Consider the following 24,637-nt stretch of genomic DNA (forward strand, 5'->3'; position numbering starts at 1 on the left):
GATGGCGCCGCTTTTCCTTTGTGCTAACGCGTTCCGTAGACGTTCAGCTCGGCCGCCGCACCGAAGACCGCCCCGTTCAGTGAGCTGGTACCGACGAACTTGACGTACCGGCCCGCCTTCGCGGTGAAGTCCAGCCGCTGGGTGTCGCGGGAGTTGGGGAACTCGCCGGTCTTCACCGGCGTACCCCAGGTCTGCCCGTCGGCGCTGACGTAGACCTCGTACCCCTTGAACATCCCGTTCGTCCCACTCTGCCGCGGCAGATAGCTGAACCCGTTCACCTGGTACGTCGTCCCGAGGTCGAGCGTGATGTGGTGCGGATAGGTCGCCGGCGTCGGCGCCTGGGACCAGGCGGAATGCCAAAGGGTGCTGGGGTTTCCGTCCAGCGCAGCGGTGGCGGGCCCGTCGGTGGCCGGGTCCTCGCTGCTGACGTCGACCACCTTGATCCTGGACTGCGGAACGATGCCCGGTGGCAACAAGGTCGCCTCGGCCGAAGTGGTTGCCTGCCCACCGGTTGCCGAGAGCACGTACTTGCCCGCTGGCGTCCCGGCAGGCGGAGTGACCGACCAGGTAGTCGAGACATTAGTGCCAGCGGCAACCGTCGCGTGCGTCGCCGGAGTGGTTGCCTCGACCGCCCAGCCGGCCGGAGCGGTGAGTGCCAGCGTGATGTTGTCGACGGCAACCACATCGTTGTTGGTGAAGGTGGTGACGACTGTGTTCGGCTCACCGGAGACCATGCCGTTGAGGCCGGCTCCGGCCAGACTCAGCGAAGTACAGTCGGCTGCGTCGCTGGTGGCACCCAGATCGGTGACCGCGAAGTTGTCCAGCACGAAGTCGGCCTGGTCGCCGCCTGACGAGTGCTTGCGCAGGCCGACCCAGTAGTCGCCTCCGCAGCCGGCCACGAACTCCTGGCTGAACGTCGCCTTGGTGCGCTGCGCACCGATCGGTGTCGCCTTCACCTCCACCGACGCCGGCCGGTCAACGCCCTGCACCCAGCTGTATTGCCCGGCCACGCCGTTCTCGTAGTCGAAGCTGACCTTGTACTTGTGACCCGGAGTGAAGGGCACGGTGGCCGGGATGGTCCGGTAGACGAGTCCCTGGTTCTCCTCGTGCGACTTCAACGACCACTCGCCGTCGAGTACGTCGTCCACGAGCTTCCCGTTCCAGCCCGCCTGGGTGTACGGAGCGTGCTTCCTGGCCAGCACGGTCCGGGGGTCGTTCGTGCCGCCGGCGTCGCCCTTCACGAACGGGCCCCAGCCCTGGTCGACGTTCTCGAAGTCCTCGACCAGCCCGGCGGCCGGACGCTTGGTCTCCACCACCCGGACATCGTCGATGCGAACCCGGGCCGCGCCGCTGACCGCCTTCAGGGTCAGGTCGGCCGTGATGCCCTTGGCCTCGAAGATGACCCGCGCCCGCTGGTAGTACAGGCCGTGCTTGTCGTCGGCCGCCACCCGGTTCATCGCGGTGGACCGGTCGACGGTCACCGAGGTGCCGTTGACGTCGAGCGTGGTCTTGCGGGACTTGCCCGGCTCGACCTCGATCCACGCGGAGGCGCTGTACGTGCGGCCGGGGACGAGGCCGCGGATCCGCTGCTGGAGCGTGGTGTGGTCCGATCCGAGTTCCGCGACATGCTGGCCGTTCGCGAGGGTGGCGATCGAGGCGTTGCCGGCCGGGTCCCAGGGGTTCAGGTTGCCGGCGTTGAAGCCGGGGTCCTCCAGGTGGCTGCCCTCGCCCCACCGCGGGTCCGCGAGACGCGGTGCCTGCTCGGGGTACAGGACGTAAGGCTGACCTGGGTTGGCTGCCAGCGTGACGTTGCCGTTGCGGACGGGCGCAGTACCGATCCTGACGCGGCCGGTGTCGGTCAGCTTGTAGACGGTGAAGCGGTCCGTGCTGAAGCCTGCCGGGACCTTCCAGGTGGTCGCGCCGCCGGCCGGGTTGTAGTGGTAGAGCTTCTTGTCGCCGTCCCACGGCAGCAGGTACTTGTCGCCATCGAGCACCTTGGCGGTGCCGACGCTGAGGCTTCGCTTGCCGTTGGCAACGGTGCCGCGGACGCCACCGGCGAAGGTGATCTCGTTGCTGTTCCAGTCGAGGATCTGCTGCTGCTGGAGGAACTTGGTCGGCAGGTTGCGCTGCCAGATGTTGGCGTAGAAGGTGTTCCAGTCGGTCTCTCCGGTCCAGCCCTCGAACTCGACGAGCGAGGTCTGGCCGAGAATCGGGTGGTTGTTCCAGACGTCCTTCTCGTGGTTGCGGACGAACCGGATGATGTTCGAGTTCAGGCCCTTGTTGGTGGCGCCGCCGTAGTCGAGGTCGTTGGCCCAGTGCGACCACAGCGAGGTGCGCTCGTGCCGGTCGGCCCACTCGGTACCGATCTGCCAGCCCTGGTCGGCCAGTTGCCGGGTCAGACCGTCCGCCAGCCAGCCGGACTGGTAGTACACGTCGATGTAGAGCTCTTTCAGGTTCGGGTCGGTCTCGTCGCGCAGTTGCTGGAAGCGCTTGACGATGCTGCCGGAGGCAAGGTCCGGACGCTGCTTGATGTAATAGCTCTGGTTCAGCCAGTTCCAGCCCTTGGCGGACTTGTCGACCAGTTCCTCGCTGAAGGCTCGTGCCTCCGGGTAGGACTCGGTCGCGTTCACGTGCACGCCGAACGAGGCGTTGTAGTCCTTGCCCTTCTTCAGCAGCGTGTTGAGGTCGGTGAGACCGCCGGCCCGCTGGTTGTAGTTGCCGCCGTAGTCCGGGTGGGCTGAGTCGTGGCCCTCCGAGCCGTACCCCTTCAGCAGCGCCATCTGCCCGAGACCGTCGGTCGCCAGCGAGATCCGCTTGACGTCGTCGAGCGTGCGCAGGAACGGATGGGTGGCCTGGCTGGCGAAGTTGAACGGGATGTGGGTCACCACCCGGTTCTTGACCTGGTCGCCGCCCTTGGGCTCGGTCATGATCGAGCGGAACGCGATCGCGCCGTCCTGCCAGTCGACGGTCTTGTCGTCGTTGGCGTCGGGCGTCACGACGACCTTTGCCCACGGCAACGGCTCGGTGTACGGCGAGGTGTCGGCGCGATAGGTCCACTGACCGCTCCAGACACCGACCCGGCTGGTCCCGTCGGCCGCCTTGCGGGCCCGGTGCCAGAGCCGGGCGCCGTCGTCGACGGACTGGCCCGACGGCTTGTCGTACACCGAGTTCGACTCGATGCCCGCGGCGAGGCCACTGGTGTTCACGAACGCGTACGTCGCGCCGGTGGCGGCCGGCTCGGCGGCGGTGGCTGCGGTGACGGGCGTGATCTTGTCGGCGGTCCGGGTGGAGTCCGGGTCGAGCGTGGTGAAGGCCGTGGTGGCGCCCGGATCGGTGCTCGCGACGGAGACCAGGTCATGGTCGGGGATGTCGATCGTCCGGACCCGGGAAGCCTCGGTATCGCGGACCGCGTCGATGCTGAAGGTCGTCACCCGGCCGCTCAGCGCGAGACTGGCATCCAGTTCGACGCCGGGCAACGCATCGAAGGCCAGCCGGTACTGCGCTCTGCCGGTGGTGACCGTCGGCGGTCCGGTCAGCCGGGCAGCCCGGGCGACCCCGTTGACGGTGACGGTCGAGATCGCGTCGGGCTGACCGCCGAGCGACCGGCCGGACGCGTTGTCGGCGTACCGGATGACGCGGGGGAAGTCGGCGGCGACGGTCACGGTCAGCTCGGGGGAGGTGAGCGTGAGGTCCGTCGCCGCGGGGCCGGCGGTGGCCGCGGTGGGTGGGAGGGCGACGAGCAGGCCGGCCGCCAGCGCAGCGGCGGCCAGGGACGGAATTACAGGTCGAGACACGGGACGACTCCTGACGGGCGGGTCACTGTCTGACGGATTCTGTGTACGCAACCGCAAGAAGTCAAGAGAAACAAACACTAATGAACAAGATTGCTGAACGTTTAAACTCGCTTTGACCGCCGAGAGGCTCGCGGTGGCGGCCGGTTCGTCGGCGTCGGCGGCGGGTCCCGGACCGCTCCCACTCACAAACCACGCCTGGCCGGTCTCGGCCAGGCGTGGGTGAGGGCGGCTGGGACTGCAGAAGACGGGTTTGTGAGTGGGGGCGGTCCGGCCCCGCAGGGGCGGTGGTCAGGAGGCGGCTGGGAGGATGCGGCCGGTGACGGAGCCGAGGCCGAGCTTCGTGCCGGTGCGGGTGGTCGCGGTGGCGGTGATGGTGACCTCGTCGCCGTCCTGCAGGAAGGTGCGTTCCTCGCCCTTCACCCTGATCGGCTCGCGACCGCCCCAGCTCAGCTCGATGAAGGAGCCGCGCTGGTCCTTCTCCGCACCCGAAACGGTGCCGGAGGCAAACAAGTCTCCGGTCCGCACGGAGGCGCCGTTCACGGACAGGTGAGCGAGCATCTGGGCCGGCGACCAGTACATGTCCTGGTACGGCGGGCTGCTCACCAGCTCGCCGTTCCAGTACACCTCGAAGGTGATGTCGTAGTTCGCCAGCGAGTCGCTCGCCAGGTACGGCAGGACGGCTGGCTCCTGCCGCGGGAGCGGGACGGTGGCGTCTTCGAGCGCCTCGAGCGAGACGACCCAGGGCGAGATCGAGGTGGCGAACGACTTGCCCAGGAACGGCCCGAGGGGCACGTACTCCCACGCCTGCAGGTCTCTCGCTGACCAGTCGTTGACCACCACCACGCCGTACACGTGGTCCTTGAAGGCCTCGACGGAGACCGGCTCGCCGAGCTTCGACGGGCTGCCGACGACGAAGCCGAGCTCCACCTCGATGTCCAGCCGCTGCGACGGACCGTACGTCGGTGCCGTCTCGGTGGGCGCCTTGCGCTGACCGCTCGGCCGGATGATGTCGGTGCCGCTGGCAACCACTGTGCCGGCCCGGCCGTGATAGCCGACCGGGAGGTGTTTCCAGTTCGGGAGCAGCGGTTCCGAGTCGGGGCGGAACAGCCGGCCGAGGTTCGTGGCGTGCTGCTCCGAGGCGTAGAAGTCGACGTAGTCGGCCACCTCGAACGGCAGTTCCATGGTCAGTGAGGACTGCGGGAGCAGGTGCGGCTCGACGGCGTCCCGGTTGCTCTCGTCGCGGACCAGCTCGAGCAGCCACTCCCGGGTCGCGCGCCAGGCCGGCCGGCCGAGCGCGAGGAAGGCGTTCAGCGTGGGCTCGGCGAACGTTTGCGACCCGTCCAGCGGCCGCGCCGAGGCGACCGCGCTGAGGTCGATGACCAGGTCGCCGATCGCCGCGCCCATCCGCGGCTGCTCGCCGTCGCGCCGGAAGATCCCCAGCGGCAGGTTGTCCGGCCCGAACGGGGAGTTCGCGGGGATGTCGATCCAGGTCACTGGGGCTCCAACAGGTTCAGTGCGGTCAGGTCGTGGCGGGGCTCGTCGATACTGCAGGATCCGAACGAGGTGAACCACCGGCGCGTACCGGCGGCCTGTTCCTCGGACAGCGCCGCGGCGGACGCGGCGAGACTCTCGCCGCCCCGGTTCTCCAGTACCGCGATCAGCTCGTCGTGGGCGGCGCCGTCGAGCGAGGCGCGGGTGGCGAGCAGGACGTTGAGGAAGCCGTGGTGCTCGAACCCCGTCTCGGCGGCGGTGTGCCGAAGGGCGTTGTGCAGGCCCGCCGTGCACTTGAACGCCACCTCGCGGTCGAGGCACGCGGTGATGAAGGCGGCGACCTGGTCCGAGGTCGGGAACAGGGTGGCGTCGAGGCCGCCGGTGCGCAGCTTGGCGGCGTACCCGGCGTCGGCGACGACGTCGAGTGCCCGCTCCCAGGCGCCGTCCAGGCCGATCTCGACGAAAGCGTTCTCCTCGTCGAGGCAGTCGTCACAGACCCGGACGACGCGGAGCGCGTTGCGGGACAGGTCGTCCTCGTCGCGCAGCCGGACCTCGATCGCCGTGACCACGACGTCGGCCGAGCGATCGCCGTACCGGACGACCGGCTCGATCCCGCCGGCGCCGCCGGTGATCACGACGGCGACCTCGAGCGGTGTCTCGCCCTTGGCGGCCTCGGCGGCGACCTTCATCAGGTTGTCGTCGGTGCAGATGAGTGGGCCGACCAGGTCGGCGTACGCCGAACGCCGGTGCTCGCGGTGCGCGGCAACGGCATCGACCAGGGGGAGGTCGCCGGGCGGGAACATCGCCGCGTCGTCGACCAGGTGCCGGAACAGGGCAGGGATGGTTGACATGGGTCCGAGCCTAACGGATGCTTTCGGTAAGCGGACGGAAGTGTCCGATAAACGGACCCTACAAGAAATGCACACCGGGAAGAAGGAGTCATGGCGTTCTACCGGCAGGTTGGCGAGATCCCGCCGAAGCGGCACACCCAGTTCCGCAAACCGGACGGTGGGTTGTACTACGAGGAGCTGATGGGCGAGGAGGGGTTCTCGTCGGACTCGTCACTGCTCTACCACTCGGGCGTGCCGTCGGCGATCGTCGACTCGCGGATCTGGGAGCTTCCGGACCTGTCGACCACGCCGAACCATCCGCTGACGCCACGGCACCTGAAGCTGCACGACCTGTTCGAGTCCGGCGAGGGCCACAACGTCGTCGAGCACCGCCGGCTGGTCCTGGGCAACGGCGACGTCCGGATCTCGTACGTCGTCGCGGCCGGCATCTCGCCGTACTACCGCAACGCCATCGGGGACGAGTGCGTCTACATCGAGCGTGGCTCGGCGACCGTGGAGACCGTCTTCGGAGTGCTGGAGGCGGTCGAGGGTGACTACGTGATCATCCCGCGGGCCACCACCCATCGCTGGCTGCCCAGCGCGGAGGGCGTCCAGGCGTACTGCATCGAGGCGAACAGCCACATCGCGCCGCCCAAGCGGTACCTGAGCCGGTTCGGGCAGTTCCTCGAACACGCGCCGTACTGCGAACGCGACCTGAAGACTCCGGGGGACGTGTTCGTTGTGGAAGGCAACGACGTCGAGGTGCTGGTGAAGCACCGCGGCAACGGCGCCGGGGGGATCGTGGGCAGCCGGATGACGTACGCGACGCATCCCTTCGACGTGGTCGGCTGGGACGGGTGCCTCTACCCCTACACCTTCAACGTGAGCGACTTCGAGCCGATCACCGGCCGCATCCACCAGCCGCCACCGGTCCACCAGGTCTTCGAGGCGAACAACTTCGTCGTCTGCAACTTCGTCCCCCGCAAGGTCGACTACCACCCGCTCTCGGTGCCGGTGCCCTACTACCACTCGAACGTCGACTCCGACGAGGTGATGTTCTACTGCGGCGGCGACTACGAGGCCCGCAAGGGCAGCGGGATCGGGCTGGGCTCGATCTCGCTCCACCCGGGTGGCTACGCTCACGGACCGCAGCCGTCGGCCATCGAGGCCTCCCTGGGCGCGGAGTCCTTCGAGGAGCTGGCAGTCATGGTTGACACCTTCCGTCCCCTGGAGCTCGGCGAAGGCGGCGCGGCAGTCGACGACGGCGTCTACGCCTGGACCTGGGCGGGGCGGCGTCAGTAGTAGGTGTCGGTGGGCGGACGGACCCTGCGCCTGAGAGGGTGGGGGGATGAGCGATCAGGGTCCGGTGCAGTCGTTTGTGGTGGGCGTTGATCGGGAGGTTGTGGCGCAGCGACGGGTTGTGGTCAGCAAGGGGCAGCGGCGGGGTGCGTGGGTGACCCTGGTGATCGGGGCCCTGGGCATCGTCGGCGCGGTTTATGCGCTGCTCGCCTTTCGCGGCGCAGGGCTCTGGCCGTTTGCGTTGTTGTTGATCGCGGCAATGATCCCGCTGGTCCTGAGTACTCTGCAGGCGCTGAAGCTAGACAGTGAACGACGGCGATGGGTGGCGGCCAACGAACTGCCGCCGGTGGCGATGCGGATGTCGCCGAAGGGGCTGGAGCTGGCCTGTGAGGGCGCCGCCTACCCGGTGATCCTGCCGTGGGGGACGGTGCACGGGTTCAAGCAGGTGAAGAGCTTCGGGCAGTTCGTGCTCGAGCTGAAGCTTGCTCCCGGCATCGGTGCGACCACCGCCGGAGTACGGGGTCTTGACCAGCCGGCGGTCCGGGCTGTCGTCAAGCCGAGCCCGCTGCTCAAACCGACCGGCCTCTACCTGGTGAAAGCCCTCGACCAGCCGGTCCACGTGATCGACCAGGCCCTGAAGCACTTCTCCGCGGGCAAGGCGTCGATCCTCACCTGAGACCCCCGGGGCTGTCACGCTCTGAACATGAACGAGAGCTTCACGGTGGGTCTCGACCAGCAGGAGGTACTGCGGCGGCGCGCCGCGGTGCGCCGGACGCGGATGATCGGCGGCAGCGTGGTGCTGTTGCTGGCGGCGGTCGGGGCGGGCCTCGGGATCACGCTGGCGATCATGCTCGGGCAGTACTGGCCGTTCGGACTGCTGATGGTCGTCTCGATGCTGATCACCGCCGTGCCGACGCTCAAGGCGATGACGATGAGCGAGGAGCTCAAGCGCTGGTACGACGGCGCCGCGCTGCCGCCGTACGCGATGCGGATGACTCCGGCGGCGCTGGAACTCGGTGTCGAGGGTGCTGCCGCCCCGGTGGTGCTGCCCTGGCCGGCGGTGAGCGGATTGCGCGTGGAGCGGCGGTACGGGCAGCCCGTCCTCGAGGTGGTTCTCCACCCAGGCGTCGAGCCCACCAGCCCCGGCGTACTGGGGCTCGACCAGCCGACCGCCAAGGCGGCCCTGCGCCCCAGCAAGTGGCTCAAGCCGGCCGGTTTCTACGGCGTCGCCTCACTCGACCAACCCGTCGAAGCGATCGCCCAGGCCGTGCACTACTTCTCCCAGGGCCAAGCTGTCCTTCGGTAAGTCAGCAGGGGAGGGCGCGGAAGGTGTAGCCGCGGGCTGTCAGTTGGGTGAGGGCGCGGTCCAGGGCGGTGACTGTCTGGGTGCGGTCGCCGCCGCCGTCGTGGAGGAGGACGACGGCGCCGGGGAAGACCCCGCGGAGGATCTGGCGCTCGATCTTGGCCGCGCCCGGCTTGTCCCAGTCCTTGGTGTCGACGTCCCAGAGCACTTCGCGCTGGTGGTTCGCCGCCGCGACCGCCGCCACGGCCGCGTTCGTGTCGCGGTACGGCGGCCGGAAGCACTTCGACTTCACGCCGCTGAGGATCTCCTGCCGCATGCGCTCCGGGGGCAGCTTGGTCAGCTGCGGGTGATCCCAGGTGTGGTTCCCGAGGGTGTGACCTTGCGAGAGCAGGGTCGCGATCAGGTCCGGGTACTTCGCGGCCTCGCGCCCCAGCACGAAGAAGGTCGCCTTGGCGTGGTGCCGGGCCAGGACTGTCAGCACCTTCGGCGTGAACTCCGGCTGCGGCCCGTCGTCGAAGGTCAGGTAGATCACCTTGCCGTCGTTGCCCAGCGTCCAGTCGTCCGCCCGGACCGGCGTACCGGTCCGCTGACTACCCTGCCTAGCGCGGCTCTGGTGAGCTTTGGAGGCGCTGCCGGGCCGGCGCGCGGTCGTCAGCTTGTGCTTCGTGATCGCCGCAACGGGAACCCGCGCGGTAGCCGGAGCCCGCCCAGCCGGCCCGGCTGCGACGTTGCGGTCGCCCGTCTTCGACGGTGCCGACGGTGTCGCGGCTTGAGCCAGGGCGGCGACGAACAAGAGGGCGGCAAGCAGAAAAAGTTTGCCGGGCGGCAAGGTCATGGGCCGCATCCTCTCGTGGCGACGGGGCCATCCGCGCACCACCCTCCGGCGCGTCGCACGTATCGTGCACCCGGGGCAGGCCACACCCACGGCCCGCGCCAGCCAGAACCAGACGACGCGTGAGGCGACAGCGATGACGGACAGCGACCAGACGACGGCCGGTACGCCGGCAGGCCCGGCGGGCGGAGTGGTGGATCGGACCATGGGCAGGCGAACGGTGATCGGTGGCGCCGCCGCGACAGCCCTGGCCGCGGCCGGTTTCCAGGCGGCCCCGGCGTACGCCGGCGGCTCGAAAACCGTCCGGCTCAGCGTGATGGGCACCACCGACCTGCACGGCAACGTCTTCAACTGGGACTACTTCAAGAACGCCGAGTACGACGACAGCGCGCACAACGACATCGGCCTGGCCAAGATCTCCACCCTGGTCAGCGCGGTCCGCGACCGGATCGCCGCCGACCGGCACGCCCCGGCGCCGCTGATGCTCGACGCCGGCGACACCATCCAGGGCACCCCGCTGGCCTACTACTTCGCGAAGATCCAGCCGATCACTGGTGGGCACGTGCACCCGATGGCCGCGGCGATGAACGCGATCGGGTACGACGCCGCAGCGCTCGGCAACCACGAGTTCAACTACGGCCTCGACATCCTGCGCAAGTTCCAGCAGCAGCTGCGGTTCCCGCTGCTCGGCGCCAACGCCCAGGACTGGGCCACCGGCCTGCCCGTCTTCCCGCCGTACGTGCTCAAGCGTGTGCACGTGCCCGGCCACAAGCCGATCACCGTCGGCATCCTCGGCCTGACCAACCCGGGCACCGCGATCTGGGACAAGGCGCACGTCGAGAACAAGATCAAGTTCGGCGGCATCGTCGAGCTCGCGAAGGTTTGGGTACCGCGGATCCGCGCGGCCGGCGCCGACGTGGTGGTGGTGTCCGCCCACTCCGGCATGGACCTGTCCTCGTCGTACGGCGACGCGCTGCCGGTCCCGGAGAACGCCTCGGTCCTGATGGCCGAGACCGTCCCCGGCATCGACGCCGTCCTGGTCGGGCACGCGCACGTGGAGATCCCCGAGCGACTCGTCACCAACAAGGTCACCGGCGAACAGGTCCTGCTGACCGAGCCGCTCAAGTGGGGCATGCGGCTCTCGCTGATCGACCTGGACCTGCAGAAGGTCCGCGGCCGGTGGAAGGTCGTCGGCCGGCACGGCCAGGTGCTCAACGCCAACACCGTCGCCGCCGACCCCAAGGTCACCAAGCTCCTGCAGCAGGACCACGACAAGGTCGTCGGCTACGTCAACTCCAAGATCGGCACCTGCACGGAGGCGATGTCCGCCGCGACCGCGCCCTGGGAGGACACGGCCGCGCTCGACTTCGTGAACTTCGTCCAGGCCGACGCGGTCAGCAAAGCACTCGCCGGTACGCCGCAGGCCTCGCTCCCGGTGCTCGCGATCGCGGCACCCTTCAACCGGTCGGCCGCGATCCCGGCCGGTGACGTATCGGTTCGCGACGTCGGCGGGCTCTACATCTTTGACAACACGCTGATCGGGGTGACCATGACCGGCGCCCAGATCAAGGACTACCTCGAGTACTCCGCGGTCTACTTCAAGCAGGTCAGCGGCCCGGGCCCGTTCACCCCCGACCAGGTCACCAATGCCCCGACGCCGACCGCACCGACCGGTACGCCGGACTACAACTACGACATCATGGGCGGCCTGACCAAGCCGCTGGTCTACCAGATCGACATCGCCAAGCCGGCCGGCTCGCGGATCACGGCGCTCTCGTACGACGGCGCTCCGGTGGCCGCCGGTCAGCAGTTCGTCGTTGCCGTGAACAACTACCGGCAGTCCGGCGGCGGCAACTTCCCGCACGTCAAGACCGCGCCGGTCGTCTACAACCGCCAGGTCGAGATCCGCCAGCTGATGATCGACTACGTCACGACCACCGGCGAGGTGAACCCGAACGTCTTCCACACCACCGACTGGTCCCTCACGGCCAACGGCACGCCGGTCGTGGTCAAGGCCTGAGCACAGTCAGGCTCCCCGCCAAGCGGCCGGGGAGCCTGCCCCCCGGTCAGTTGGTGCCGGTGACAACCAACATCTCGCACGGCCCGGCGAACCCGTCCGGGCCTTCGAACTGCGTCAGTTGCTCAGTGATCTCCTGCCAGGCGGCTGCCTTGGCGTCGTCGTCCAGCTTGGACAGCATCTGGTGCAGCGCGCCGAACGAGTCCCGCTCGAACCGGACACACTCCGCGGCGCTGCTCAGACGGACCGGCGACGGAACGGTTGTCACCGTGACGTCGCGGAAGCCCGCCGCGGTGAAGGCCTTCTCGGCGACCCCGGGTCCGCCGAGGCTGAACGGTCCGGGCTGACCCGGTACCGGGGGCGGCAGTTCCGCCCGGCGGCGGATGATGCCGACCGGGATGGCGAAGAAGCCGTTGCGGTCCGGCGTCGAGTAGACGACCGCGGAGAACTTCCCGCCCGGCCGCAACGCCCGGCGGATGCCTTGGAGGGCGGCTTGCTGGTCGGGGAAGTAGATCAGGCCGACCCGGGAGATCGCTGCGTCGTACCCGCCTTCGGCTAGCGCGGAGAGGTTCTCACCGTCGGCCTCCAGGGTCTCGACGGTCTCGATCCCGGCGTCGGTCGCCGCGCGGGCGGCGTACCGGAGGATGGCGGGGGAGATGTCGGTGGCGAGCACCTTGCCGCCGGGTCCCGCGAGTCGGGCCGCGGCGAGGGTCTGTCCGGCCGCTCCGGCGGCGACGTCGAGCACGCGGTCGCCCTTGCCGATGCCGGCCGCGCGGAGCATGGCATCGGTCGCCTCGCCCAGCCAGTCCTCGATGGTGGGGCCCCAACGGTGCCAGGCCTCCGCGGCCTCTTCCCACTGGGCGCGGGTCGTCTGCTTGAACGCGATCGGATCGAAAGTGGTGGTCATGGGTTCCCCCTCGGTGTGATGAGGGTTCCAGCGGACCACCGGCGGCCGACACGCGACCAGTACAGGTTCTGGACCCTGCTGGTACAAATCCTGGACCGGGCGCACACTGAGGGCGTGCGAGACTACGGCCAGTACTGCCCGGTGGCGCTGGCGAGCGAGGTGCTGGCCGATCGGTGGACGCCACTGATCGTGCGCGAGCTGGTGCTGGGCAGCCGGCGGTTCAACGACATCGACCGGGGTCTGCCGGGGATCTCCCGCACGCTCCTGAAGCAGCGGCTGCACCACCTGGAACGCAAGGGCGTGCTGGAGCGCGTCCCGGTCGCTCGCGGGCACGAGTACCAGCTGACGCCGGCCGGTCGTGACCTCGAGGGCGTCATCATGGCGATCGGCGAGTGGGCGGTGCGCTGGATGTTCTCCGAGCCGCAGCCGCGCGAGGTCGACCCGATCACGCTGACCTGGTGGATGTCCCGGCGGGTCGACCACCACGAGCTACCCGCCGAGCGGGTCACCGTCGAGTTCGACTACCGGGGCGACGATCCGACCCGGATCTGGCTGGTCCTGGATCGGGAGGAAGCCTCGGTGTGCACCACCCATCCGGGCTTCGACTGCGATGTGCTGGTCACCACCCAGCCGGTGGACCTGATGCGGGTGTTCTCCGGCATCACCACCTTGGATCAGGCGCGCAGGGACGGCGCCGTCGTACTCGCTGGGTCACCCAGGCTGCTCCGGATGCTGCCGGGGTGGTTCCTCTGGAGCCCGTTCGTCCCTGCCGTGCAAGAGCGGATGGCGCCCGAAGTCAGGTGAGGGTGACGCCGGCCGTGCGCAGCTCGGTGAGGGTTTGTTCGGTACTGGTCGGGGCAACGCCCGCGGTCAGCTCGGTCAGGACCGTCGTGCTGAACCCTTCGCGGTGCGCGTCCAGGGCGGTCGCGCGCACGCAGTAGTCGGTCGCGATGCCGCAGACGTCGACCTGGGTGACGCCCTTGTCCCGCAGCCAGTCGGCCAGCGGCTTGCCGTCCTCGTGGCACTTGCCCTCGAACCCGGAGTACGCCGCGGCGTACTCGCCCTTGTCGAAGATCGCGTCGAAGGGCTGCGGGTCGAGGTTCGGGTGGAACCCGACGCCGTCGGTGCCGGCCACGCAGTGCCGCGGCCAGGAGTTGACGAAGTCGGGCGTGTCGGAGAAGTGGTCACCGGGGTCGATGTGGTGATCGCGGGTCGCCACGACGTACGTGTAGTGCTTGTCCGCCGGCTCGGCCTCGTGCCACCGGTGCAGCAGCTCACCGATCCGGAAGGCCACGTCCGCCCCACCGCTGACGGCCAGGCTGCCCCCTTCGCAGAAGTCGTTCTGCACATCGACCACGATCAGCGCCCGGGTCATCACACACTCCTTCTGGGTGTCCTTGACCCCACGGTACAAGCCCTGGTGCCCGTCAGCGGTGAAGTTCGCGTGCTTTCACGCCACCCGCGCGGTCCCGCCGTTCACCCGGACGATCTCCGCCTGGGTGGCGGTGGTCCGGGCCGAGCAGAGGTAGACGATGGTCGCGGCGACGTCCGCGGCCTCGGGGAACCCGGCCGTGAACCGGCTGCTGAGCTGACTCAGCGCCTCGGCGGGGATGACCCGGTGCGTGCCGTTCTCGAGGGTGATTCCGGGCATCACGATGTTGACCAGTACGCCGTCCTGGCCGAGGTCGTGCTGCAGGCTCGCCGCCAGCCCGTGCAGCCCCGCTTTGGCCGAACCGTAGGCCCAGGAGCCGGTCATACCGCGCTCGGCCAGGTCCGTGGAGACCAGCACGATGCGGCCCTGGTCGGAGTTCCGCAGAGCCGGCGCGGCCTGCTGCACAAGGTGGAAGTTGCCTTCCAGATTGGCCCGCAGGATCGGCAGCCACTGCTCCGGCTTGGCGTCCTCGATCCGGGTCGGCCGGTCATCGAAGGCTCCGCCCCAGAACACGGCGTTGCCGACCAGGACGTCCAGGCCGCCGAACCGCTCGACCGTCTGCCCGACGGCGTCCGCGATCGACTCCGGCGCCGACAGCTCCATCGGTACTACGAACGCTTCGCCGTCTGCCGCCGTGAGTTCCGCCGCCACCCGGTCGGCGGCGTCCTTGCGTGAGTTGTAGGTGATCGCCACCCGCGCGCCCTCCCGGGCGAACGCCAGCGCGGCCTCCCGGCCGATCCCGGACGAGGCTCCGGTGACCAGCACCCGCTTGCCCTGCAGTCCCAGCTCCACAGCGTGCTCTCCTCGCGACAGTGCCGACTCTGTTAGCCGACTAAGCAAAGAACTTAGCCGACTAATTTCATCATCACAACTCTGCTGTTCTAGGGACGTGGTTGGCGCGCAGGTGTGCGCGGCGCACTGACATAGGCGTTGGACAATAGTGTGTGGCGCACTGTAAAGTGTTGGTCATGGCCGATGCCGAAGAACTGATTTCCAGTCAGGCCCAGGAGCTCCGTCGCGGGACGGTCGTGCTGGCCTGTCTCGCCCTGCTCGAAGCGCCGCAGTACGGCTATGCCCTGCTGGTGACGCTGAACGACGCGGGCGTCACCGTCGACGGCAACACGCTGTACCCGTTGCTGCGCCGGCTGGAGAAGCAGGGCCTGCTGACCAGCGACTGGAACACCGACGAGTCGCGGCCGCGGAAGTTCTACCGCGTCACCCCGGAGGGCTCTGACGTGCGAGCCGGCCTGGTCCGCGAGTGGGAAGACCTCGTCGCCTCGATCGCCCAACTGACCAAGGAGAACCAATGAGCGGGAACACGCTGACCGATCGCTACGTGCACGAGGTGGTCCGGCGGATCCCGGCCGACCAGCGCTCCGACGTGGCCGACGAACTGCGCACCACGATCGCCGACACCGCCGACGCGCGGGATGCGGCCGACCCGGCGGCTGCCGAGCGCGAGGTGCTGATCGAGATGGGCGACCCGATCCGGCTCGCCGCCAAGTACGCCGACCGCCCGCTGGCGCTGATCGGCCCGGACCTCTACCCGGCCTACATCCGGCTGCTCAAGCTGCTGCTGACCACCGTGCTGCCCGTGGTCGTCGCGGTCCTGGTGGTGATCGAGGTCCTGGACACCAATGACGTGGGCGCGGCGATCGGCAGCGCGATCGGCGGCGTCCTCACGGTCGGCGCGCAGATGATCGCCTGGCTGACGGTCGTCTTCGCCCTGATCGACCGGTCCCGGCACCGCGAGCTCGCGATGGTCGACAACTGGACCCCGGACGACCTGCCCGACCTGCGCCAGACAGACAAGCGAGACTCCGGCGCAGCACTGGCGGTGGCCTGGAGCGCGCTGGTGATCGCGCTGATCGTCTGGCAGCACACCGCCGCGCCGTACCGGGCGGACAACGACCGCATCGAGGTGCTCGACCCGGACCTGTGGTCCGGCTGGATCTGGCCGATTCTGGCCGGCCTGGCCGCGAACGCCACGCTCGACGTGATCCGCTTCGCCACCCGCAGCTGGACCATGGTCCACGCCGCCCTGTACGCCGTGGCCCAGCTCGTCTACGCCCTGCCGCTGGCCTGGATCCTCTGGCAGCAGAAGTTCTTCAACCCCGCCTTCCTGGCCGACTTCAACAACGGCTGGACCACCCCCGACGCCGTCTACACGGGCGCAGCGGTGATCGTGCTCTTCGTGGCCGGCTCCGAGATCGTCAGCAGCGTCCGGACTGCCCGCGACCGGTCCTGACGGGTCCGGGGAACGGCGGGATCAGGCCTCGAGGCGCTTCTTGATCTCCTGCAGGTCGACCGCGATCGCGGCAGCCCGGTCGCGGTCATCGGCCTTGTACGCCGCGAACTGGGCGGCAGCCTGGCCGGCCTCGTCCCGCAGCCGCTTGATCCGGTGGGCCGCGTCGGCCTGCTCGTCCGCCCGCTTCTTGGCAGCCTTCCAGTAGCTGTAACCGGCGACGGCAACGACCAGGATGCCGATGATGATCCAGAACGGATGCGTCAAACCCAGCCCGACGGCCACGAGGACACCGGCGACAACCGCCGCGATCGGTCCCTTGACGTCACCGGCGGACAGTGGCTGCACGCTCGAGGCGATCGCGCCTTCGGCGGCGGCCAGGGACTGGCGCTCCGGACCGTCCGGCAGCAGATCGACCGTCCGCCACTCGATCTCCTGGCTCACCCGGGGTGGGGTGGGCATGCTCGCCGTCTGAGCCAGCACCTCCGCGTCGGCCGCCACACCGATCGCGACCACACGCAACGCGGTCGCCGCGAGGTGCGGCTCGTCGGCTTTGCCGAGATCCGCTTCCAGCAACGCCTCGACCGTCCCGGCCGAGTCGTCGATCGCGCCGTCGTCGGTCTGATCGCCCTCGACGATCTGCCGGCGGAGCTCGGCGACCCGGGCGAGCGAGGCCTGCTCGGGCTCGCTGCCTTCGGAGATCAGCAGTCGCAGGAGCGCGGACGTGCTGTCCGGGTCGGGCTTGTCGCTGGGCGCGTAGACGAGCTCGCGGTCGGGCTCGAGGACGCTCGTGTCACCCGTGATGATCTCGACGGCGGTCCGGAGCCGGCTCAGCTCGCCCCGGGCCTTGGTGTAGCCGGCGATCTCCACGTACGCCGGGCCGGTGACTTTCACCTTGTCGGCGCGTGCCATCGCAGGGCCGGCCCAGCGCTGAGCAGCGGCCGTGCTCGGCACCTTCAGCCGCGCGACGATCGAGTTCTGCCCCTCGGCTCCGAACCCGCCGCGGGCCGCGGTGGTCCAGAGCGCCCGCTGCGCCCGCGTGACCGTGCCGTCGGCGGCCAGTTGACCGAACGCCGTGTCCAGCCACTGCGCCCGGACCTCGTTCCGCCAGCCCAGAGAGGCGAGGGCGAGACACAGGAAGAGTGATGTCCGCCGCTCGTCGCGCCGCATCGCCTCGGCCAGCATGGTCTCGTCGAGGTTGCCACCATTGGCGAGACCACGAACCGCTTCCACCGCAGGCCACAACCAGTACGCCGGTACGTCGGGTCCCGCCGCCGGCGGAGTCTCGCCGGAAGCCAAAGCGGTCAGCACGTGCCCGGCGCGACGGCGTACATCGGCCGCGTCCGCGTAGCCGATCAGGTCGAAGCGGATGTCGGACAGCTCCACGAAGGCGTCGAAGGCCGTCGTCAGCCGGGACAGCCGCGTCTCCATGCTGCCCTGGACCTGCGACAGCCGGAACCGCAAGCTCGACGCCTCGGACGAGACCGTCGCCATCTGGTCCCGGAGCTCGTCCAGGGCGCGGTTCTGTGCGCGGTCGGTCGCCCAGTCGTTCGTCATCGGCGTAGCTCCCGTTCGATCGGCTTGTGCGCGCAACAGCATCCCGCGAACCCGGGGTCAGCCCGCGACAGGGTCGGAAGGACCGGCCCGCAAACGGTGCATGCGATGCCGGGCGACGACGTACTACGCATGGGTGGACCTGACCCCACGCGCCAGCCGGTACGACGTACAGGCTCGCCTGAAGGCCAGCAGCGTCGTAGTACTGGGCCTCGGTGGGACTGGGTCGGCTGTTGCCTCGGCACTGGTGGCAGCCGGCGTCGGCGCCGTGCATTGCGTCGACTTCGACATCATTGAAGAAGGCAACCTCACCCGCCAGCTGCGCTACACCGAGGAAGACCTCGGCAAGCCGAAGGTGCCCGTCGCCGTCAAGCGGCTCAGCCGGATGAACTCGCACGGCACCGACGCACTCGACGAGGCGGCGATCGTCGCTTTCGTCACAAAGGTTTCGGGCCGCTACAACCACCAGTGGCGCAACGGCGCAACCGACTGCCCGCCACCACAGCGCTAGTGACCCGGACCGCCCCCACTCACAAACCTCCTCCACCCAGCCCAAGGCACCTCCAGCCACGCCTGAGCGGGCCGGCAAGATGAGCTTTGTGAGTGGGGGCGGTTCGGGGTTAGCGGCGGCCCTGCTTGGTCGGCGGGATGATGGTGCTGTCGCCGGCGTTGGCCTTCGGGGTTTTCGGTTGCTTGGGTTTGCGGACTTCGCGTCCGCCCTTGTTCTTCGCCATGAGGTGCTCCCGGGTGAGGGTGTCGCGTGGGCTGCCTGAGCTCTGCGGAGCCTGGTGCGCCGTGGAACTCCTGGTCCCCGGGGGTTACCCCCGAAGGTACACCCAGTGCCTGGCGTCCATAAGCTCTCTGGCATGCACCGGAGCGAAGCCAGACCGTCGCCCGAGCATCCGTGACGGGGTGGGAGCAGGTCGCGCTGGTGGCCGCGGGGCTCGGCGCGGGGGTGCTCACCTCGACGGTCGGAGTGGCCTCGCTGCTCAGCTTCCCGGTGCTGATCGCGCTCGGCATCCCACCGGTGGTCGCCAACGCCTCGAACACCTTGGGGCTGATCCCCGCGAGCCTCGGCGGATCCCTCGGCTACCGGCGTGAGCTGCGCGGGCAGCCGGGGGTCATCTGGGTCCTCGTCCTGACAGCCGCGATCGGTGCGGTCGGCGGTGCCGTCCTGCTGCTGGCGTTGCCGTCGAGTGTGTTCGAGTCGATCGTGCCCTGGCTGATCCTCTTCACCTGCTTGCTCGTCGGCGCCCAGCCGTGGATCTCCCGCTGGCTACGCTCCCGCAGACACCCGGACGACGACCATCCCCGTACTGCGATGTCGCCCGCAACCATCTTCTTCGCCGGCCTGACCGGCGTCTACGGCGGGTACTTCGGCGCCGGCGCGGGCGTGATGATGATGGCCGTCCTCAGCCTCGGCCTCGACCTGGAACTCCGCATCGTCAACGCCCTGAAAACCCTTGCCCTGCTGGCGGCCAACGTCGTGGCCGGCCTGATCTTCGTCTTCGTCGCCGACCTCAACTACACCGCCGTCGCCCTCCTGGCCGCCGGCTCCATCATCGGCGGCTACACCGGCTCCCACCTCGGCCGAATCCTCCCACCCACCCTCCTCCGCATCCTCGTAGTCCTGGCCGGCCTCGTCGCCGCCGTCACCATGCTCTGACAGAGAACAGTGCCCCCACCCAGAGTTGGGTGGGGGCACTGGGGAAGTCGGCGGGTCAGGCCAAGTTGGTGAGGGACGAGACTGTTGCCTTGTGCAAGCGGGTGATGACGTTCAGGGTGCGGGAGTCGCCGCGGTAGAGGTGGGAGCCCGACTCGTAGAGCAGGTACGCGCGGCCGCCGTACTCGGTGATGCCTTCGGACATGCTCGGTGCCCGGAAGCAGCGCAGGGTGGCCTTGTCGAGATCGGGCTGGCCGCGGCGGACGACGTACAGGTTGCTGCGCTTGTCCCGGTCGTACGACGTGCTGAAGACGAAGTGGCTGCCGGTGACCATCAGGCCCTGGGTCTTGGTCGGGACCTCCCACGCCTTGTTGATCGTGGTCAGGCTGCCGTTGCTGTTGATCTTGTACTGGTACATCTTGTCGCGGCCGTTCTCGTTGAACTTGCCGGACCACAGGTAGCCGCCGTAGCTGGTCAGGAAGGACGCGCCGTAGACCTTGCGGTCGGGGCCGACCGGGTTGATCTTCGGCGTCTTGGGCGCCTTCATCGCGGTCCTCAGCGTGGACAGCTTGTACTTGCGGATGGTGTTGGTGCCACCCTGCACGAACGCCCAGCCGTTGCTGGTGGTGATCCCACCGACGTGCGTCGGGGCGATCGCGACCGCGCCGACCGCCTTGTTGGTCGCCGGGTCGATCCCGATGATCAGGGAGTTCGCGCCCTTGCGGTAGGCGGTGACGAGGATCAGGTCCTTCTTGCCGTCCCAGTTCCACCAGGTGCCGGCACCCTGCGGCGTGTGCGTGCCGAGGTACGGCACGGCCGCGCTGTTGCTGAACCGGGCGTCGTACACCTTCGACGCGGACGGCCCGTCGTAGAAGGGCTTGCCGCCGGTCGCGGTGCTGCAACTGATCGCCCGCGCCGCGGTGACCGCCTGCGCGGCCTGGCCGGTCTGCGCAGTCTGGGCCGTCTGGGTGGCGGCCTGCGAGCTGTCCGAACCGTTGATCGCGACAACGATCGCGGATCCGGTGGCCAGCACGCCGGCCAGCCCGAGGGCGGTGACCGTACGGCGACGGGTGAAGGTGCTGGAGCGCAAGATGCATTCCTCTCGAAGGTTCAGCGAACGCCCGACAGTAACTACTGCTGCAGGTCACCAACGAACTGGGTGAGAGTGGTGGGCTCCAGATCGGCTGTGTAGGCAGCGAAGTGAGGGTGGTCCCAGCCCTCGCCGCCGAACGGCAGATAGTGGCCGCCGGCTTGCTGGACGATCAGCTGGGCCGCGCACACGTCCCACGCACTGATCGAAGTACCCACCGTTGCGTCGGCCCAGCCGGCCGCCACATGCGAAAGGCTCAGCGCGGCACTGCCCGGCCGACGGACAGTCCCGTACGACGTGACGAGGCCGGCGAAGGATGCCAGAGCGGACTCCTGGTGGCCGGCAAGATCCCGAGCTGCCGGATAACTCGTCAGCAGCATGGCTTCGGCCTCTTGCTTGGTGCCTCCGGAGCGGAGTGGCTCGCCGTTGAGCCAGGCGCCGGAGAGGTCGGCCGTGAAGAGGTGGCCGGTCATCGGGTCGAGGACAGCGCCGGCCACGACCCGACCGTCGAGTACCGCGCCGATCGACGTACAGAAGAAGGCGAGTCCGCGGGCGAAGTTCGCCGTACCGTCGATCGGGTCGACGTACCAGGTGACGTCGCCGGAGCCCTCGTGCGCGCCGTCCTCCTCGCCGACGACGCTGCTGCCGGGGAAGTGCCGGGTGAGCAGCGCGGAGATGGCCTCCTCGGCGCGGCGGTCGTGGACCGTCACCGGGTCGTGCTTGTCGCGCTTGAACTCGACGTCCATCCCGGCCCGGAACGCGGCCCGCAGATCGTCGGCGACGAGGCGGGTGGCCTCGGCGGCGGTGGCGGACAACTGCTGGGAATGGGCGATCAGGTCAGCGTCTGTGGACATGCGGATCAACGTAGCCGACGGATGTGGAAGGCTTCGGGAGGATCACTTGGCTGACCGGAAGGCGTGGACGATGGCAACGAACTGGGCGGGGAACATCACTTTCTCGGCGGAGCCGCACGCACCGGAGTCGGTGCCGGAGCTGCAGGAGCTGGTGCGATCCTCCGAGCACGTTCGGGTGCTGGGCAGCGGCCACTCGTTCAACCGGATCGCGGACACGACCGGGACGCTGGTGTCCGTCGCCAGCCTGCCTCGCGTGATCACCGTCGGTGAGGACACCGTGACGGTTTCCGCCGGGCTGCGGTACGGCGAGGTCACGGCCGCGCTGCAGGCCGCAGGGCGGGCCTTGCACAACCTCGGGTCGCTGCCGCACATCTCCATCGCAGGCGCCTGCTCGACCGGGACCCACGGCTCGGGCGACGCCAACGGCACGCTCGCTTCCGCGGTCTCGGGCATCACCTTCGTCAATGCCGACGGTGAGCTCGTCACGCTGACACGCGACGACCCGGACTTCCCCGGCTCGGTGGTCTCCCTCGGCGCGCTCGGCGTCACGGTCAGCCTTGAACTCGACACCCGGCCGTCGTTCGAGATCAGCCAGGTCGTGTACGACGCGCTGCCGGTCGAGCGGCTCGGTTCGGACTTCGAGGAGGTCTTCTCGAGTGCGTACAGCGTGAGCGCGTTCACCGACTGGGTCGACCCGGACGTGATGGTCTGGCGCAAACTCCGCGCCGGTACGCCGTACGAGCCGTCCTGGCTGGGCGCGCGCGTCGCCGACGGTGCCCGGCATCCGATCAAGTCGATGCCGGCCGACTTCGCGACCCAGCAGGGCGGGGTGCCCGGGCCGTGGAACGAGCGGCTGCCGCATTTCCGGCTGGAGTTCACGCCGAGCAACGGCGAGGAGTTGCAGTCGGAGTACTTCGTGCCGCGGGCGGTCGCGGCGCAGGCTTTCGAGGAGCTGAAGGCGCTCGGTGGGCTGATGGCGCCGGTGATCCAGATCTCGGAGGTGCGCACGATCGCCGCCGACGACCTCTGGCTGAGCCCGAGCCAAGGTCGCGACACGGTCGCTCTGCACTTCACCTGGATCCGGGACGAGGAAGCGGTCCGGCCGGTTGTTTCTGCTCTTGAGGAGGTGCTGCTGCCGCTGGGCGCCAGGCCGCACTGGGGCAAGGTGTTCACCGTCGATGCGGCGACGCTGCGCGAGTGCTACCCGAAGGTGCCGGAATTCATTGCCCTGGCGGCGAAGTACGACCCGGCCGGGAAGTTCCGCAACGATTACCTGGATACCTGCCTGCCCTAGTGCGACAGGCCGGACCGCCCCCACTCACAAAGCTCCTCCACGCAGCGCTGGGCGCATCCGCTCACGCTTGGCCACGACCGGCGAGGCGCGGTCTGCTGAGGTTTGTGAGTGGGGGCGGTCCGGGGTCTTAGTGGCCCGCGCAGGGGATGTCTTCGATGTTGCGGGTGAGGGACCAGAGGAGGTTGCGGAGGAGGCGGCGTTCCTCGGCGCTGACGCCGCGGAGGGCGCGTTCGCCTGCTTGGGCGTGGAGTTGCTGGACGGTGCGGGCGAGCTCGGTGCCGTGCTCGGTCAGTTCGATGCTGACCTTGCGGGCGTCGGTGTCGTTCCTCAGCCGGCGGACGAGGCCCGCTGCTTCCATCCGCTGGGTCGTTCGGGTGGCTGTCGGGACTTCGACGTCGAGGACCTTCGCTAGTTGAGCTACCGGGAGCGAGCCGAGGTGGAGAAGCTTGGCGAGGACCATTTCCTGGCCGGTGTGGACGCCGGTGCCGGCCAGTTCGTCACCGACCGCCTTGCGCGCTGCCCGGTCGGCGAAGCGCAACGCGATCAGGATGTCGGCCGGGCTGGCCGGCGCCTCCGGATCCCACCGCGGCGGCCTCGGCTCGGGGGCACCCGAGTCGCGCTCGGGCGCATCCGCCCCGGCCTCCGGACTCACCCCATGCTCCCGGGTTGCCCCGGCCTCCGGGGTGGTCATATTGCGCTCCGCTTGGCGAACGGGTTGCGGGCGTTCAGGCCGCCGATGTACTCCGTCGGGATGGCGGGTTCGCCGCGGCTGAGTTGACTGGCGCTGCGAGGGAGTTCGTCGCGGACCTTGAGGTGGTGCGCCTGCGACTCGGCCGGTGTGGTCCGGCCGACGATCTTGCCCGCCTCCACCAGCGGCTTCAGCAGCTCGCGGTCGTCGCCGTCGTCCACCGCCTTCTCGCCGACGCCGATCAGCTCCACCTCGGCGACGCCGGCCGCCGAGCGGCGCCGCAGCGCGTACTTGCGGCCGCCGATCGAGATCTTGTCCGGGCTGTTCTTCGCGACCGGCACCATCGTGCCCTCGTCGCCCTCGCGGGCGACCAGCTTGTAGACGAAACCGCAGGTCGGGTAGCCGCTGCCGGTCACCAGCGAGGTGCCCACGCCGTACCCGTCGACGGCGGCCGGCGCGAGCGCGGCGATCTGGTACTCGTCGAGGTCGCTGGTGACGATGATCCGGGTCTTGGTGGCGCCCAGCGAGTCGAGCTGCTCGCGGACCTGCCCGGCCAGCGACGGCAGGTCACCGGAGTCGAGCCGGACCGCACCCAGCCCGGTACCGGCCACCTCGATCGCCGTCTTCACCGCCTCGGTCAGGTCGTAGGTGTCCACCAGCAGCGTCGTTCCCTTGCCCAAGGCATCCACCTGGGAGACGAACGCATCCCGCTCGGTGTCGTGCAGCAGGGTGAACGAGTGGGCCGCCGTACCGGCGCTCGGGATGCCGTACCGGCGGGCCGCCTCCAGGTTGGAGGTGGTGGCGAAGCCCGCGATGTACGCCGCCAGCGCGGACGCGACCGCGGCCTCCTCGTGGGTCCGCCGCGAGCCCATCTCGATACACGGCCGGCCACCGGCCCACCAGGTCATCCGGGAGGCCGCCGAGGCGACCGCCGAGTCGTGGTTCAGGATCGACAGGAAGACGGTTTCCAGCAGCACCGCCTCCGCGAAGCTCGACTCCACCACCAGGACCGGCGAGCCCGGGAAGAAGATCTCCCCGTCGGCGTACCCGGAGATGTCGCCGCTGAACCGGTACTCCGCGAGCCAGTCGCGGGTCGCGGCGTCGACGATGCCGCGCTCGGCCAGGAAGTCGACCGTCCGCTCGTCGAAGCGGAACTGCTCCAGGGCGTCCAGGAGCCGGTTCACGCCCGCGACCACGCCGTACCGGCGCCCGTCGGGCAGCCGCCGGGCGAACAGCTCGAAAACCGAGCGGCGATGCGCCGTACCGTCGGCCAGACTCGCCTGCAGCATGGTCAGCTCGTAGTGGTCGGTCAGCAGCGCTGTCGTAGCGTTCACAAGGGTAAGT

22 protein-coding genes are annotated in these 24,637 nt (G+C 69.1%); 10 read left to right on the forward strand and 12 right to left on the reverse strand.

Annotation, left to right across the window (positions count from 1 at the left end):
* Positions 1-23 precede the first annotated feature (23 nt).
* The 3 genes from ACQPYM_RS10715 to ACQPYM_RS10725 form a co-directional block, all read right to left on the reverse strand.
* On the reverse strand, positions 24-3,794 hold the full coding sequence (locus ACQPYM_RS10715; protein ID WP_433018629.1) for an endo-alpha-N-acetylgalactosaminidase family protein: 3,771 nt from the start codon (positions 3,792-3,794) through the stop codon (positions 24-26).
* A gap of 288 nt (positions 3,795-4,082) precedes the next feature.
* Positions 4,083-5,288 (reverse strand): fumarylacetoacetase, encoded by a 1,206-nt coding sequence (fahA, locus tag ACQPYM_RS10720; RefSeq protein WP_433018632.1) that lies wholly within the window; start codon positions 5,286-5,288, stop codon positions 4,083-4,085.
* The gene (locus ACQPYM_RS10725) at positions 5,285-6,136 is read right to left on the reverse strand and encodes a hypothetical protein (protein ID WP_433018635.1); all 852 of its coding nucleotides are present in this window, start codon (positions 6,134-6,136) and stop codon (positions 5,285-5,287) included. The genes fahA and ACQPYM_RS10725 overlap by 4 nt, the downstream gene beginning before the upstream one ends.
* Before the next feature lie 90 nt (positions 6,137-6,226).
* On the opposite strand from ACQPYM_RS10725, the gene ACQPYM_RS10730 reads away from it, so the two are divergent.
* Genes ACQPYM_RS10730 through ACQPYM_RS10740 form a run of 3 tightly spaced genes read left to right on the forward strand, consistent with a single transcriptional unit; the run spans position 6,227 to position 8,720 of the window.
* Positions 6,227-7,417, forward strand: coding sequence for a homogentisate 1,2-dioxygenase (locus tag ACQPYM_RS10730; RefSeq protein WP_433018638.1), 1,191 nt, complete (start codon positions 6,227-6,229; stop codon positions 7,415-7,417).
* 46 nt (positions 7,418-7,463) lie between these two features.
* Positions 7,464-8,090, forward strand: a complete 627-nt coding sequence (locus tag ACQPYM_RS10735; protein ID WP_433018641.1) for a hypothetical protein — start codon at positions 7,464-7,466, stop codon at positions 8,088-8,090.
* A 27-nt stretch (positions 8,091-8,117) separates the two neighbouring features.
* Entirely contained in the window at positions 8,118-8,720 is a 603-nt protein-coding gene (locus tag ACQPYM_RS10740; RefSeq protein ID WP_433018644.1) for a hypothetical protein, read from the forward strand.
* A 1-nt stretch (position 8,721) separates the two neighbouring features.
* Here the strand turns inward: ACQPYM_RS10740 and ACQPYM_RS10745 are convergent, their stop codons facing one another.
* On the reverse strand, positions 8,722-9,552 hold the full coding sequence (locus ACQPYM_RS10745; protein WP_433018647.1) for a polysaccharide deacetylase family protein: 831 nt from the start codon (positions 9,550-9,552) through the stop codon (positions 8,722-8,724).
* Between the two features lie 133 nt (positions 9,553-9,685).
* Here ACQPYM_RS10745 and ACQPYM_RS10750 point away from each other — a divergent pair, with 133 nt between their 5' ends.
* The gene (locus tag ACQPYM_RS10750) at positions 9,686-11,569 is read left to right on the forward strand and encodes a bifunctional metallophosphatase/5'-nucleotidase (RefSeq protein ID WP_433018650.1); all 1,884 of its coding nucleotides are present in this window, start codon (positions 9,686-9,688) and stop codon (positions 11,567-11,569) included.
* 46 nt (positions 11,570-11,615) lie between these two features.
* On the opposite strand, the gene ACQPYM_RS10755 is transcribed toward ACQPYM_RS10750, so the two are convergent.
* A complete protein-coding gene (locus ACQPYM_RS10755) occupies positions 11,616-12,473 on the reverse strand; it encodes a class I SAM-dependent methyltransferase (RefSeq protein ID WP_433018654.1) in 858 nt (285 codons plus the stop codon).
* 114 nt (positions 12,474-12,587) lie between these two features.
* Between ACQPYM_RS10755 and ACQPYM_RS10760 the strand changes: the two genes are divergently transcribed.
* Positions 12,588-13,277 (forward strand): winged helix-turn-helix transcriptional regulator, encoded by a 690-nt coding sequence (locus tag ACQPYM_RS10760; RefSeq protein ID WP_433018657.1) that lies wholly within the window; start codon positions 12,588-12,590, stop codon positions 13,275-13,277.
* Here ACQPYM_RS10760 and ACQPYM_RS10765 read toward each other — a convergent pair.
* Together ACQPYM_RS10765 and ACQPYM_RS10770 are read right to left on the reverse strand one after the other, a co-directional pair.
* A complete protein-coding gene (locus tag ACQPYM_RS10765; protein ID WP_433018660.1) occupies positions 13,270-13,848 on the reverse strand; it encodes a nicotinamidase in 579 nt (192 codons plus the stop codon). The genes ACQPYM_RS10760 and ACQPYM_RS10765 overlap by 8 nt on opposite strands.
* Positions 13,849-13,923: 75 nt before the next feature.
* Positions 13,924-14,697 (reverse strand): SDR family NAD(P)-dependent oxidoreductase, encoded by a 774-nt coding sequence (locus ACQPYM_RS10770; RefSeq protein WP_433018663.1) that lies wholly within the window; start codon positions 14,695-14,697, stop codon positions 13,924-13,926.
* A 176-nt stretch (positions 14,698-14,873) separates the two neighbouring features.
* On the opposite strand from ACQPYM_RS10770, the gene ACQPYM_RS10775 reads away from it, so the two are divergent.
* Together ACQPYM_RS10775 and ACQPYM_RS10780 are read left to right on the forward strand one after the other, a co-directional pair.
* Complete coding sequence (locus ACQPYM_RS10775; protein WP_433018665.1) at positions 14,874-15,215, forward strand: PadR family transcriptional regulator; 342 nt, start codon at positions 14,874-14,876, stop codon at positions 15,213-15,215.
* Positions 15,212-16,153 carry an HAAS signaling domain-containing protein gene (locus tag ACQPYM_RS10780; protein ID WP_433018668.1) on the forward strand — a complete coding sequence of 314 codons (942 nt, stop codon included), beginning with the start codon at positions 15,212-15,214 and terminating at the stop codon, positions 16,151-16,153. Before ACQPYM_RS10775 ends, ACQPYM_RS10780 begins: the two co-directional genes overlap by 4 nt.
* A gap of 21 nt (positions 16,154-16,174) precedes the next feature.
* Here the strand turns inward: ACQPYM_RS10780 and ACQPYM_RS10785 are convergent, their stop codons facing one another.
* Positions 16,175-17,707 (reverse strand): hypothetical protein, encoded by a 1,533-nt coding sequence (locus tag ACQPYM_RS10785; RefSeq protein ID WP_433018671.1) that lies wholly within the window; start codon positions 17,705-17,707, stop codon positions 16,175-16,177.
* 133 nt (positions 17,708-17,840) lie between these two features.
* Here ACQPYM_RS10785 and ACQPYM_RS10790 point away from each other — a divergent pair, with 133 nt between their 5' ends.
* Together ACQPYM_RS10790 and ACQPYM_RS10795 are read left to right on the forward strand one after the other, a co-directional pair.
* The gene (locus tag ACQPYM_RS10790; protein WP_433018674.1) at positions 17,841-18,215 is read left to right on the forward strand and encodes a HesA/MoeB/ThiF family protein; all 375 of its coding nucleotides are present in this window, start codon (positions 17,841-17,843) and stop codon (positions 18,213-18,215) included.
* A gap of 393 nt (positions 18,216-18,608) precedes the next feature.
* Entirely contained in the window at positions 18,609-19,370 is a 762-nt protein-coding gene (locus tag ACQPYM_RS10795) for a sulfite exporter TauE/SafE family protein (RefSeq protein ID WP_433018677.1), read from the forward strand.
* A gap of 55 nt (positions 19,371-19,425) precedes the next feature.
* Here ACQPYM_RS10795 and ACQPYM_RS10800 read toward each other — a convergent pair whose 3' ends face one another.
* Together ACQPYM_RS10800 and ACQPYM_RS10805 are read right to left on the reverse strand one after the other, a co-directional pair.
* Positions 19,426-20,457 (reverse strand): hypothetical protein, encoded by a 1,032-nt coding sequence (locus tag ACQPYM_RS10800; protein WP_433018680.1) that lies wholly within the window; start codon positions 20,455-20,457, stop codon positions 19,426-19,428.
* Between the two features lie 41 nt (positions 20,458-20,498).
* Complete coding sequence (locus tag ACQPYM_RS10805; protein ID WP_433018682.1) at positions 20,499-21,311, reverse strand: inositol monophosphatase family protein; 813 nt, start codon at positions 21,309-21,311, stop codon at positions 20,499-20,501.
* Positions 21,312-21,381: 70 nt separating this feature from the next.
* On the opposite strand from ACQPYM_RS10805, the gene ACQPYM_RS10810 reads away from it, so the two are divergent.
* Entirely contained in the window at positions 21,382-22,605 is a 1,224-nt protein-coding gene (locus ACQPYM_RS10810) for a D-arabinono-1,4-lactone oxidase (protein WP_433018685.1), read from the forward strand.
* 127 nt (positions 22,606-22,732) lie between these two features.
* On the opposite strand, the gene ACQPYM_RS10815 is transcribed toward ACQPYM_RS10810, so the two are convergent.
* Positions 22,733-23,296: a MarR family winged helix-turn-helix transcriptional regulator gene (locus tag ACQPYM_RS10815; protein WP_433018688.1), complete on the reverse strand. Its 564-nt coding sequence runs from the start codon at positions 23,294-23,296 to the stop codon at positions 22,733-22,735.
* A complete protein-coding gene (locus tag ACQPYM_RS10820; protein ID WP_433018691.1) occupies positions 23,293-24,627 on the reverse strand; it encodes a nicotinate phosphoribosyltransferase in 1,335 nt (444 codons plus the stop codon). The genes ACQPYM_RS10815 and ACQPYM_RS10820 overlap by 4 nt, the downstream gene beginning before the upstream one ends.
* Positions 24,628-24,637: the final 10 nt, after the last annotated feature.

It is taken from the genome of Kribbella sp. CA-294648, from assembly GCF_050943845.1.
In the GTDB taxonomy this organism is placed as follows: domain Bacteria; phylum Actinomycetota; class Actinomycetes; order Propionibacteriales; family Kribbellaceae; genus Kribbella.

Excerpts from the sequence above, each read along its gene's own strand:
- ACQPYM_RS10810 (WP_433018685.1), top strand. The coding sequence starts at position 21,382 with ATGGCAACGAACTGGGCGGGGAACATCACTTTCTCGGCGGAGCCGCAC.
- ACQPYM_RS10745 (WP_433018647.1), bottom strand. The coding sequence starts at position 9,552 with ATGACCTTGCCGCCCGGCAAACTTTTTCTGCTTGCCGCCCTCTTGTTC.
- ACQPYM_RS10750 (WP_433018650.1), top strand. The coding sequence starts at position 9,686 with ATGACGGACAGCGACCAGACGACGGCCGGTACGCCGGCAGGCCCGGCG.
- ACQPYM_RS10755 (WP_433018654.1), bottom strand. The coding sequence starts at position 12,473 with ATGACCACCACTTTCGATCCGATCGCGTTCAAGCAGACGACCCGCGCC.
- ACQPYM_RS10765 (WP_433018660.1), bottom strand. The coding sequence starts at position 13,848 with ATGACCCGGGCGCTGATCGTGGTCGATGTGCAGAACGACTTCTGCGAA.
- ACQPYM_RS10735 (WP_433018641.1), top strand. The coding sequence starts at position 7,464 with ATGAGCGATCAGGGTCCGGTGCAGTCGTTTGTGGTGGGCGTTGATCGG.
- ACQPYM_RS10815 (WP_433018688.1), bottom strand. The coding sequence starts at position 23,296 with ATGACCACCCCGGAGGCCGGGGCAACCCGGGAGCATGGGGTGAGTCCG.
- ACQPYM_RS10740 (WP_433018644.1), top strand. The coding sequence starts at position 8,118 with ATGAACGAGAGCTTCACGGTGGGTCTCGACCAGCAGGAGGTACTGCGG.
- ACQPYM_RS10775 (WP_433018665.1), top strand. The coding sequence starts at position 14,874 with ATGGCCGATGCCGAAGAACTGATTTCCAGTCAGGCCCAGGAGCTCCGT.
- ACQPYM_RS10780 (WP_433018668.1), top strand. The coding sequence starts at position 15,212 with ATGAGCGGGAACACGCTGACCGATCGCTACGTGCACGAGGTGGTCCGG.
- ACQPYM_RS10730 (WP_433018638.1), top strand. The coding sequence starts at position 6,227 with ATGGCGTTCTACCGGCAGGTTGGCGAGATCCCGCCGAAGCGGCACACC.
- ACQPYM_RS10785 (WP_433018671.1), bottom strand. The coding sequence starts at position 17,707 with ATGACGAACGACTGGGCGACCGACCGCGCACAGAACCGCGCCCTGGAC.
- ACQPYM_RS10725 (WP_433018635.1), bottom strand. The coding sequence starts at position 6,136 with ATGTCAACCATCCCTGCCCTGTTCCGGCACCTGGTCGACGACGCGGCG.
- ACQPYM_RS10805 (WP_433018682.1), bottom strand. The coding sequence starts at position 21,311 with ATGTCCACAGACGCTGACCTGATCGCCCATTCCCAGCAGTTGTCCGCC.